Source organism: Nocardioides zeae (assembly GCF_010686755.1).
Taxonomy (GTDB): domain Bacteria; phylum Actinomycetota; class Actinomycetes; order Propionibacteriales; family Nocardioidaceae; genus Nocardioides; species Nocardioides zeae.
Window position 1 is genome coordinate 1 of record NZ_JAAGXA010000019.1, and the last position, 10,207, is coordinate 10,207.

At 76.3% G+C, this 10,207-nt stretch carries 10 protein-coding genes and 1 tRNA gene; 6 read left to right on the forward strand and 5 right to left on the reverse strand.

Annotation, left to right across the window (positions count from 1 at the left end; translation table 11 throughout):
* Nucleotides 1–12 precede the first annotated feature (12 nt).
* On the reverse strand, nucleotides 13–747 hold the full coding sequence (locus G3T38_RS19080; RefSeq protein ID WP_163774167.1) for a DUF4184 family protein: 735 nt from the start codon (nucleotides 745–747) through the stop codon (nucleotides 13–15).
* Nucleotides 748–770: 23 nt separating this feature from the next.
* Between G3T38_RS19080 and G3T38_RS19085 the strand changes: the two genes are divergently transcribed.
* Entirely contained in the window at nucleotides 771–1,226 is a 456-nt protein-coding gene (locus G3T38_RS19085; RefSeq protein ID WP_163774169.1) for an MOSC domain-containing protein, read from the forward strand.
* A 13-nt stretch (nucleotides 1,227–1,239) separates the two neighbouring features.
* On the opposite strand, the gene G3T38_RS19090 is transcribed toward G3T38_RS19085, so the two are convergent.
* Both G3T38_RS19090 and G3T38_RS19095 read right to left on the reverse strand, forming a co-directional pair.
* Nucleotides 1,240–2,082, reverse strand: coding sequence for a prephenate dehydratase (locus G3T38_RS19090; protein ID WP_163774171.1), 843 nt, complete (start codon nucleotides 2,080–2,082; stop codon nucleotides 1,240–1,242).
* Nucleotides 2,083–2,138: 56 nt separating this feature from the next.
* The gene (locus G3T38_RS19095) at nucleotides 2,139–2,837 is read right to left on the reverse strand and encodes a dihydrofolate reductase family protein (RefSeq protein ID WP_163774173.1); all 699 of its coding nucleotides are present in this window, start codon (nucleotides 2,835–2,837) and stop codon (nucleotides 2,139–2,141) included.
* Nucleotides 2,838–2,990: 153 nt separating this feature from the next.
* On the opposite strand from G3T38_RS19095, the gene G3T38_RS19100 reads away from it, so the two are divergent.
* Together G3T38_RS19100 and G3T38_RS19105 are read left to right on the forward strand one after the other, a co-directional pair.
* Nucleotides 2,991–5,558, forward strand: a complete 2,568-nt coding sequence (locus G3T38_RS19100; RefSeq protein ID WP_163774174.1) for an SCO7613 C-terminal domain-containing membrane protein — start codon at nucleotides 2,991–2,993, stop codon at nucleotides 5,556–5,558.
* 118 nt (nucleotides 5,559–5,676) lie between these two features.
* Nucleotides 5,677–6,780: a Glu/Leu/Phe/Val family dehydrogenase gene (locus G3T38_RS19105; protein ID WP_163774176.1), complete on the forward strand. Its 1,104-nt coding sequence runs from the start codon at nucleotides 5,677–5,679 to the stop codon at nucleotides 6,778–6,780.
* A gap of 61 nt (nucleotides 6,781–6,841) precedes the next feature.
* Here G3T38_RS19105 and G3T38_RS19110 read toward each other — a convergent pair whose 3' ends face one another.
* Both G3T38_RS19110 and G3T38_RS19115 read right to left on the reverse strand, forming a co-directional pair.
* Nucleotides 6,842–7,021, reverse strand: coding sequence for a DUF3073 domain-containing protein (locus G3T38_RS19110; protein WP_163774177.1), 180 nt, complete (start codon nucleotides 7,019–7,021; stop codon nucleotides 6,842–6,844).
* Nucleotides 7,022–7,187: 166 nt separating this feature from the next.
* Nucleotides 7,188–7,646 carry a GatB/YqeY domain-containing protein gene (locus G3T38_RS19115; protein ID WP_163774179.1) on the reverse strand — a complete coding sequence of 153 codons (459 nt, stop codon included), beginning with the start codon at nucleotides 7,644–7,646 and terminating at the stop codon, nucleotides 7,188–7,190.
* A gap of 116 nt (nucleotides 7,647–7,762) precedes the next feature.
* Here G3T38_RS19115 and G3T38_RS19120 point away from each other — a divergent pair, with 116 nt between their 5' ends.
* From G3T38_RS19120 to G3T38_RS19130, 3 genes are all read left to right on the forward strand, one after another.
* Nucleotides 7,763–8,671, forward strand: a complete 909-nt coding sequence (locus tag G3T38_RS19120) for a metallophosphoesterase (RefSeq protein ID WP_163774240.1) — start codon at nucleotides 7,763–7,765, stop codon at nucleotides 8,669–8,671.
* Between the two features lie 69 nt (nucleotides 8,672–8,740).
* Nucleotides 8,741–8,814, forward strand: a tRNA-Pro gene (locus tag G3T38_RS19125).
* 93 nt (nucleotides 8,815–8,907) lie between these two features.
* Nucleotides 8,908–10,092 carry a hypothetical protein gene (locus G3T38_RS19130; protein WP_163774181.1) on the forward strand — a complete coding sequence of 395 codons (1,185 nt, stop codon included), beginning with the start codon at nucleotides 8,908–8,910 and terminating at the stop codon, nucleotides 10,090–10,092.
* Nucleotides 10,093–10,207: the final 115 nt, after the last annotated feature.

A 10,207-nucleotide genomic window follows, 5' to 3' on the forward strand; every position in this document is an offset into this window, starting at 1 on the left:
CCACGACCCGGATCAGGTGCGGGCGAGGCGCAGCGCGTGCCACGCGGCGGCCGCGACCAGGAGCGCGGCGACGAGCGCCACGAGCCCGGCCACGACGCCGTCGAACGCCACGGCGTGCAGGCCCTGCGGCACGCGGTCCACCGCGGTCACGAGCGCGACGAGCGCCGCTGCCCCCACCGCCAGCTCGAGCAGGGGCACCGCGGTGACCCGCGGAGGTACGTCGCGGGCCGGCCGCGACCGCAGCCAGAGCACCGCCGCGCCGGCCACGAGGGCCATCCCGACGATGCCCGAGCCGTACTGCAGCCACTTGCCCCCCGGCAGCGGCCCCTGCTGCGCCGCCAGCCACGGGACCGCCTCCCAGCCCCAGCGGCCGGGATGCGTGAAGGAGTCCCAGGCGACGTGGGTCAGTGCGCCGACCGCCCCCGCGACGGGCACCCAGGCCCACGCCCGCAGCGGCAGGGCGACGTGGGGGGCGAGGCGGCGGCGTACCGGCGCGGGCGCGAGCCCGACCAGCGCGTCGCGCACGACCGCGAACCAGACGAGCACGACCGCCGTGGTCGCGAGCGGGGCGTAGACGGCGACGCCCAGCGCCGAGTGCGTCACCCCGTACGCCGCCTGCTCGCCCGCGAAGAGGGGCACGTCGGGCACCATCGTGCCGACGACGAGCGGCGTCAGCGGCAGTCCCCAGCGGGCGGTGAGCCGCGCCAGCGGCAGCACGAGCGCCGGGTGGGCGACGGTGATGGGCACGGGCGCGAGCCTACGATCCGGGTATGCCGATCGTCGTCGCCCTCCACGTCGCGCCGGCCCACCGGTCGCCGATGGTGCCGGTCGACGAGGTCGAGGCCGTCGCCGGACGCGGGCTCGTCGGCGACCGCTTCTTCGGCGCCCGCCACCGGCACGTGACCGTGCAGACCGCCGACGACCTGGCGAGCGCCGCGCGGCGGCTCGGCCGCGACGTACCGGCTCCGCGCACGCGGCGGAACGTCACCCTCGACCACGGCCCGCTCCCGACGGCGCCCGGATCGCGCCTGCGGCTCGCCGGCCTCGACCTGGAGGTCGTGCGCGTGGCGGCACCCTGCCGGATCATGGACGACGAGCTCGGGCCCGGCGGCAAGATCGCGCTCATCCGCCGCGGCGGGGTCGTGTGCCGGCTGCTCGACTCGGGCGTCGTGCGGCTCGGGGACCCCTGCGACCTCGAGCCGCCGAACGAGGACCGGTTGTTCTGAGCGACCGGCGTTCTCAGGCCTTGAGCCGGTGGGGGTCGGCCGGGTAGACCCCGAGGATCTTGACCTCGTGGGTGAAGAACCGCAGCTCCTCGAGCGCGCGGGCGAGACCCACGTCGTCGGGGTGGCCGTCGACCTCGGCGAGGAACTGCGTCGCGGTGAAGTGGCCGCCCACCATGTAGGACTCGAGCTTCGTCATGTTGACGCCGTTGGTGGCGAACCCGCCGAGCGCCTTGTAGAGCGCCGCCGGGAGGTTGCGCACGTGGAAGACGAAGCTGGTGACGACGGGTCCGTTGCCGGCGGCCGCCCGCTGCGGCTCCGGGGAGAGCACGACGAAGCGGGTGGTGTTGTGGTCCTCGTCCTCGACGTCGGCGGCCAGCACCTCGAGGCCGTAGATCTCCGCGGCCAGCGGCGGCGCGATCGCGGCCTGCGTCGGGTCGCCCGACTCCGCGACCTCGCGCGCCGCGCCCGCGGTGTCGCCGGAGATGACCGGCCGCCACCCGTTGCCGGTGATGATGCGGCGGCACTGGCCCAGCGCGTGCACGTGGCTGTGCACCGTGCGGATCGTCTCCGTCGTGGCGCCGGGCACGGCCATGAGGTGGAACTGGATGCGCAGGAAGTGCTCCGCGACGATGTGGAGGTTCGTCGTCGGCAGGAAGTGGTGGATGTCGGCGACGCGACCGGCCAGCGTGTTGTCGATCGGGATCATCGCCAGGTCGGCGTCACCGCGCTCGACGGTCGCGAACACCTCCTCGAACGAGGCGCACGGCACGGCCTCGAGCCCGGGGTAGTGGCGCTGGCAGACGATGTGGGAGTTCGCGCCGGGCTCACCCTGGTACGCGATCCGTCGAGTTGTCACGATCGCTGATCCTCGCACCGCCGGTCACCCGCCGTCGCGGCAGTATCAGCGCACGATCAGCGAAGGACGTCCCAGCGGCCCAGCAGCGTGCTGTCCTCCTCGAGCAGCAGCTGCAGGTCGAGGGCCGCGTCCACGGGCGGGCCGGCGGTGATCCGCGGCCGGTCGCCGCCGACGATCCGCGGCACGTACGTCGCGCACAGCTCGTCCGCGACGTCACTGGCCAGCAGGTCGCGCAGCAGGTGCGGACCGCCCTCGGCGAGCAGGCGCACGAAGCCCTGCTCGACGAGCCGCTGGCGCAGCGCGGGGAGGTCCACGCTGTGCGAGCCGAGCACGAGCACGTTGTCCTCGCCGAGCACCGAGCGCGCCTCGGTCAGCCCGTCCGCGGTCGCGCAGGTCGCGAGCAGCACCGCGCCGCGCTCCGCGTCGCGGAGCTGATCGGGCACCTGGCCGCGACGGCTCACGAGCACCAGCGGCAGCTCGCCCGCCTGGTAGGTCTCCGCCGCCGCGGTGCCCGCACCGACCACCACCACGTCGGCCAGCGACCGGATCGCGCGGAACACCCGGTTGTCCGCCGGGGTGTGGATCGAGTCGGACCGCTCGGAGTCGCCGGTCGCCGCCCCGTCGACGGTGCTCACCATGTTGACCCGCAGCCAGTCGCGTCCCGCCGGTGGTGCGTAGAGCGTCGCCAGCTGGTCGTCCGACACCTCGGTCGCGCCGTCGTGGGCCGGGTTGCGTCGGTCGAGCAGCACGCGCACGGGGGATCTCCTCGGAGGTCGGGATCGGGTGGAGGGTCGGGCCGGGGAGCGCCCACCCTACGACCGGTGCCCGAGGAGTCGAGTACTCGTACTCACCCCGCCTGAGTCGCCCGGTCGTCGTGCCGCGCGCCCGTCTGCGGCGGAATGGGGGGCATGCTCTTCGCCGACCGCACCTGCTGCCCCGACTGCCGTTCCGCGCTCGTCGCCGGGCGTGACGAGTGCCCCCGCTGCGCGATCCGCCTGACCGGTGAGGTCGCCTGGCAGCTGTTCGCCACGCTCGAGCGGGCCGACCGGCTGGTCCTGCGCCTGCGCGCCGAGGCCCGGTCCCGCGCGGCCGCGCCCGTCGCTGCTTCCGCCGCTGCTTCCGCCGCTGCTTCCGCCGCTGTCGGCGTCGCCCCGGCCGCCGCTCCCCGCGCGGGCGCCACGTCGATGACGGCCGGGCTCGCGGCGTACCCGCGCCCGGCGGCCCGGACCGCTGCCCCGACCACCGCGCCGGACGCCCCGCAGCGCCGGGGGATGCTCGAGTCGGGCGTGCCGAAGCTGCTGCTGGGGCTCGGCGCCGCCTGCCTCCTCGTGGGGGCGCTCGTCTTCCTCGCGGTGGCGTGGGTGCTCATGGGCGTCGAGGGCCGCACGGCGGTGCTCGCGGGGACGACCGTGGGCGCCGGGGCGCTCACGGCGGTCCTGGCCCGTCGCGGGCTGCCGGCCGCGAGCGAGGCGCTCGCCGCGGTCACCGCGGGCCTCACGCTGCTCGCCTGCATCGGCGCGGACGCCGCCGGCTGGCTCGGCGACCCGCCCGACGGCGTGCTGCCCGTCCAGGTGGGCGGCGTGCTCGTCGCGCTCGGCGCGTCGCTGGCGCTCGGCGCGCGGCGCACGCCGCTGGGTCGCCTCCTCACCGGCGAGGCGGTCGTCGTGCTGGGAGCGGTGCTCGTGACGACCGGTACGACGATGGCCGCGCCCGCCGCGGAGCTCGGCCTCGTCGTCGGGACGCTCCTCCTCGGCGGGCTCGCCCTGCTGGCACGCCTCGTCGGGCTGCGCCTCCTGCCGCCGCTGGCCGCCGGCACCGCCGGGCTGACCTGGCTGCTCCTCGCCGGGGCCGGTCTCGTGCGGGCGGTCGCCGACGTCTCCGTCGCCGCGCTGTGGGGTCGTGCCGAGGCGTGGCCGCTGGTCGCGGCCACCGTGCTCGCGCTCGCCGCGACGGCCGTCCCGTTCCTCCCCCGCGCCCTGCGGGTCACGGCGCTCGGTGCCGCCGGCACCGTCCTCGCCCCCGCCCTCCTCCTCCCGCTCCACGCCGTCTCGTTCGACGCCGGTGTCGTCGGCTGGTCGCTCCTGCTGCTGCTCGTCGCGGCGTCCGCGCCGCTCGTCCGCACCGGCTGGCGGGCGGCGCTCGCCGGGCCGGGCGGGGCCGCCGCGCTGGTCCCGTTCGTCGCCCTCGTCGACGTGCTCGGCCGGGCCACCGACGCCGTGCTGGCGCCGACGGGCGACCTCCGCCTGCCCGGCGCCGCGACCCTCCTGACCCACCCGTGGCTGGCCCTCCTGGTCGCCGCGGCCCTGGCTGCCGCCGTCCTGGCGGTGCTCGACCAGCACGTCCCCGCGTCGCGCGGGGACCGCGGGGGCGTGCTGCCGCCGACGACCGTCCTCGTGACGGTCGCCGGGCTCCTCGCGGCGACCGGGGTGGCGGTGACGGCGACGTACGCCGTGCCGCTCGCCCTGGTCGTCGCCGAGCTCCTCGTGCTCGCGGTGACCGCGGCTGCGCTCGCCACGCCGGCCGCGCTGCGTCACCACCGGCGGACCGCGAACGCCGCCGCCGGCTCCGCCCTGGTCGCCGCGCTCGCCGCCGTCCTGGTCGCGACGCCCGGCGCGGGTCTCCAGGCGAGCGCCCTCGTCGTGCTGGTCGGGATCGCCGCCGGCACCGCCGCCCTCCTCCGCACCGGTCTCGGGACCCTCGCCCTCGCCGTCGTCGCCCCGGCGGCCGCCCTCCTCGTGGTCGACCTCGGACGGGTCGCCGCGCAGCCCGCCGAGCCGGTGCTGGCCGTCGCCGTGGCCGTGCTCGGCCTGCTGCTCGTGGCGGTCGCCCGACCGGTCAACGAGGTGGTCGTGGCCCTGACGGCGGCGGTGCTGACCACCGCGGTCGTGGTGGGCGACGACCCGCTGACCTGGCTGGCCGTGCACCTCACCCTCGCCGGGGGGTCCGCCGCCGTCGCCGCCCTCGTGCGCCCGACGCGCCGACCCCTCGCCTGGGTCGGCGGCGCGCTCCTCGTCCTCGCGTCCTGGGTGCGGCTCACCGACACGGGCGTCTCCGGCCCCGAGGCCTACACGCTGCCGGCGGCCCTCGTGCTCCTCGCGGTGGGCGTCGTGGCCCTGCTGCGCGACCCGCGCCGCGGGAGCACCGCGACACTGCTCGGCGGGCTGGCGCTCGCACTCGGTCCGAGCACGCTGCTGGCCCTCGACGATCCGGCGGGCCTCCGCGGCCTGCTGGTGGCGCTCGCGAGCCTGGCCCTCGTGCTCGGCGGGGCGACGCTCCGCTGGAGCGCTCCCCTCGTGGCCGGTTCCGTGGCCGGCGCCCTGCTCCTGCTGCGCGCGCTCGCGCCGTACGCCGCGGAGCTGCCGCCGTACGTCGTCATGATCGCCGCCGGGGCACTGCTCGTGACGGTCGGCGTGACGTGGGAGAGCCGGCTGGCCTCCCTGCGGCGGGGGCGGCGGTACGTCGCGCGCCTCCGGTGACGCCCACGCGTCCCGCGTCGGGGCCACCGCGTCATAGGCTGGGTGTCGCCCACGCCACACCCCCGGCGTCGGCGGCCCCGCGTCGCCCACCCCCGCGACGCCCGACGACAGGAGCGCCATGAGCACCACCCCCTCCGCGAGCCCCTCGACCGACGTGTTCGAGCTCGCCGCCGGCCACGAGCAGGTCGTCTTCGCCAACGACCCCGCGACCGGGCTCCGCGCGATCGTCGCCGTGCACTCGACCGCGCTCGGTCCCGGTCTCGGCGGCACCCGCTTCCACCCCTACGCCTCGACCGAGGAGGCGCTGCGCGACGTGCTCGACCTGTCGCGCGGCATGTCCCACAAGGCGGCGCTCGCGGGCCTCGACCTCGGCGGCGGGAAGGCCGTCATCATCGGCGACCCCCGTCGCGACAAGTCGGAGGCGCTGCTGCGGGCGTACGGGCGGTTCGTCCAGTCGTTGGGCGGCCGCTACCTCACGGCGTGCGACGTGGGCACCTACTCGGCCGACATGGACCACGTCGCCCGGGAGTGCGACTTCGTCACCGGCCGCACCGTCGCCCACGGCGGCGCCGGGGACAGCTCGGTGCTGACGGCGTACGGCGTGTTCCAGGGCATGCGGGCCGCCGCCCAGCGGCTCTGGGGCGAGCCCACCCTGGCGGGTCGCACCGTCGGCGTCGCGGGGGTCGGCAAGGTGGGGCGCCACCTCGTGGGCCTGCTGCGCGAGGACGGCGCGGACGTCGTCGTCACCGACGTCTACGCCCCTGCCGTCGAGGCCGTCCTCGCGGACCACCCGCACGGGGTGCGGGCGGTCGGCTCCACCGACGAGCTCGTGCGCGAGGACCTCGACGTCTACGCGCCCTGCGCGCTCGGCGGCGCGCTCGACGACGACACCATCGGCGTGCTGAAGGCGCGGGTCGTCTGCGGCGCCGCGAACAACCAGCTGCCCCGGCCCGACTCGGCCGACCGCGTGGCCGACGCCGGCATCCTCTACGCCCCCGACTACTGCGTGAACGCCGGTGGGCTCATCCAGGTCGCCGACGAGCGCGAGGGCTTCTCGTTCGAGCGCGCGCAGCAGCGCGCCTCGGGCATCTTCGACACCACGGCGGCCGTGTTCGACCTGGCGGAGAGGGAGCAGGTGACCCCCGCCGTCGCCGCCGACCGGCTGGCGGAGCAGCGGATGCGCGACGTCGGCCGCCTGCGCGGCATCTGGCTGGGCGCCTGACACCGCGCAAGTGACGGCACCCCCAGGCTCGTCGAGCCTGGGGGTGCCGTTCTACAAGACGTCAATCACGAGGTGGGCGGTAGTCGGCCCAGTCGCCGAAGTCATCCGGCTCGGTCGTGTCGTCGTCGTCGCTACCGCCATGCAGCTCCCGCGCGAGAGCACCGAGATCGGTGTCGTGCGTGCGGTACTTCAGGTCGCGTGCGACCTTCGCCTGCTTGGCCTTTGCTCGGCCGCGCCCCATAGGGTCGACCCCCTCGCGCTTGGCCGGGGCTCGGAGGCACCCGGACTAGTTGTCTGTGTCGTGGGGGCAACGCTACCTGTTCGGTGGTCGTTCCCGCACACTCGGCAGCACTTTGGACGTACGCCCTGGGCGAAACGGCCTCGCGACCGCGGGGAGCCCGCCCGGGTCACCCCAGCTGGCGGCGCACCTCGGCCGCGACCGCAGCCCCGTCGGCACGGCCCTTGACCTGCGGCTGGACCACTCCCATGACCTTGCCCATGGCCCGCATGCCCTCCCCCGCGGCCCCGGTCTGCTCGATCGCGGCCGTGACGATCGCCTCGATCTCGGCGTCGCTCAGGCCCTCGGGGAGGTAGACGGCGAGGACCTCCGCCTCGGCCCGCTCCTTCTCCGCGCTCTCCGTGCGCCCGCCCTCGGCGAAGGCGGCCGCCGCCTCGCGGCGCTTCTTCGCCTCCTTCTCGAGGATCCCCAGCACCTCGGCGTCGGTGAGCTCGCGCGACTCGTCGCCCGAGACCTCGGCGTTGGTGACCGCCGTCAGCGCCATCCGCAGCGTCGAGGCGCGCAGCTTCTCGCGGGCCTTCATGGCGGTGGTGAGGTCGGCGCGGAGACGGTCCTTCAGGGTGCTCATGACGACGATTGTGGCAGCCTGTCGGGGTGTCGCCCACCGCATTCCCCGTCCGTCCGTCCCACCGTCCCGGCTCGGGGCGGCTCGCGCGACGGGTCGGCCGCGACGCCGCACGGCTCGTGGCCGCCGGCGCGCTGACCGGCGCGGCGACCGTGGCGTACGCCGCGTGGGAGGCCCGCCGCTACACCCTGCGCGAGGTGGACCTGCCGATCCTGCCGCCGGGCACGACGCCCCTGCGCGCGCTGCACCTCTCCGACCTCCACCTCGTGCCGACACAGGCCCGCAAGATCGCCTGGTTGCGCGACCTCGCCGGCCTGCGGCCCGACCTCGTGATCGACACCGGCGACAACCTGGCGCACCCCGACGCCGTACCCGCCCTCCTCGACGCGCTCGGCGACCTCCTCGACGTGCCGGGCGTGCACGTGCTGGGGTCGAACGACTACTTCGCGCCGTCGCGGCGCAACCCGCTGCGGTACCTCGCGCCGGACGACGGGCAGCGCAACACCCACACCCCCGAGCTGCCCTGGCGCACCCTCAAGGCCGAGCTCGCACGCGCCGGGTGGCGCGACCTCACCAACCGGCGCGACGTGCTCGACGTGCGGGGCGTCCGCTTCGTGCTCGGGGGCCTCGACGACCCGCACCTCGGGTACGACGACCTCGACGCCATCGCCGGACCCGCCCGGACCGGTCTCGGCGCGGACGCCGACGTGGCGCTGGGGGTGGTGCACGCGCCGTACCTCCGCGTGCTCGACCAGATGGCCCGGGACGGGTACGACGCGGTGATCGCCGGCCACACCCACGGGGGCCAGGTGTGCCTGCCGTTCGTCGGCGCGCTCACCACCAACTGCGACCTCGAGCCCGCCCGGGCCAAGGGGCTGCACCGGCACCCCGCGGGGTCCGTGCCGGGCGACGCGGGCTCGAGCTGGCTGCACGTGTCGGCGGGGCTCGGCACGGCACCGTCGATGCGGGTGCGCACCTTCTGCCGGCCGGAGGCGACCCTGCTGACGCTGACGCCGAAGGCCGTCTGACACCCGATTGGGAGGACCGTCCGAGGCTCGGCTATGCTCACGACCGCTCGTGTGCCGGAAGGCCACGATCGGGCTGTGGCGCAGCTTGGTAGCGCGCCTCGTTCGGGACGAGGAGGCCGCAGGTTCAAATCCTGTCAGCCCGACAGACGGACGGCCGGACCCACGGGTCCGGCCGTCCTGCATTTCCCGGCCCGGGATCCCGGGAGACCCGGCCTCCTGCGTGACAGACTCCCGCCATGGCCCAGAAGGACGACCGCTCGCAGGAGGAGCTCGACGCGCTCGAGCAGGCCCTCCAGCTCCCCTCCTTCGGACGACGACGCCGCGGGCGCAAGGCCGCCCCGGCGGAGCCGGCCCCGGAGCCGGTCGCCGAGGAGCCGGTCGCCGAGGAGCCGGTCGCCGAGGAGCCGGTGGAGCCGGTGGAGCCGGTCGTCGAGCCGGAGCCCGTGGTCGAGCCCGTGGTCGAGCCCGTGGTCGAGCCCGTGGTCGAGCCCGAGCCCGAGCCCGTGGCCGAGCCCGAGCCCGTGGCCGAGCCCGAGCCGGGGCCCGTGGTCGAGCCGGAGCCGGTCACCGCCGTGGCCCCCGCAGCCGAGCGCGCCGCGCAGGCGAAGGCGAGGCTCGCCGGCGTCCGGGAGCGCGCCGGATCCGTCGGCGGCACGCTGAGCGAGCGCCTCGCCGCCCGGCGCCGCGGCGCGCGGCCCCCGGCGTCCGAGCCCGTCACGACCGAGCCACCCCAGCAGCGCGACGAGCCGGAGCCGGCGCCGGAGCCGGAGGAGGCGCCGACCGCAGCGCTGCCCGCGGTGGCTCCCGCGCCCGAGCCTGCTCCTACCCCGGAGCCGGAGCCGGAGCCGGAGCCGAGCGTCGTCGAGGCGGCCGCCCCTGCGCTCTACCCCGAGCCCGAGCCCGAACCGGAACCGGTGGTGGAGGCCCCGGCCGCGCCACCCGCCGTACCGGACGAGCCCACGGAGAAGCGCCCCTCACGTGCGGCGGCGCTGCTCGCGAGGCTGCGTGACGTCGACCTGCCTCCGCTGCCCGAGACGGCAGCCGTGGTGGTCGCTGGGGCCGTGGCCGGTGTCGTCATGGTGCTGCTCGGCGGCCTCAGCCTGCAGCTCTGCTCGGTCGTGCAGGGCTCGGGGTCCTGCGGTGCGCCGGTGCTGCTCATGATCATCGCCGTCCTCGTCGTGGCCGTCGTGGTCGGCGCCCGCCTCCTGCGCGCCTGGGAGGTCGCCGACCCCGGTAGCACCAGCTTCCTGGGCGTGGGCCTCGTCGCGATGCTGGCGCTGCTCTTCCTCTCGGACGTGCTGTTCGCGTGGGCGATGGCGGTGGTCCTGCCCCTGCTGGCGGTCGCGATGTTCCTGCTGTCGCACTTCCTCACGACGAAGCTGTCCGAGGGCGCCGAGGACGTGCATCCACCCGGTCGCTAGCCGCCCCCTGCCCGGTGCCCCCTGCCCGGTGCCCCCTGCCCGGGTCGTGGGGGGGGGGGGGGGGGGGGAGGAGGGGCGGACACGACAACCCGGGGGGGGGGGGGGCCCGCAGAGC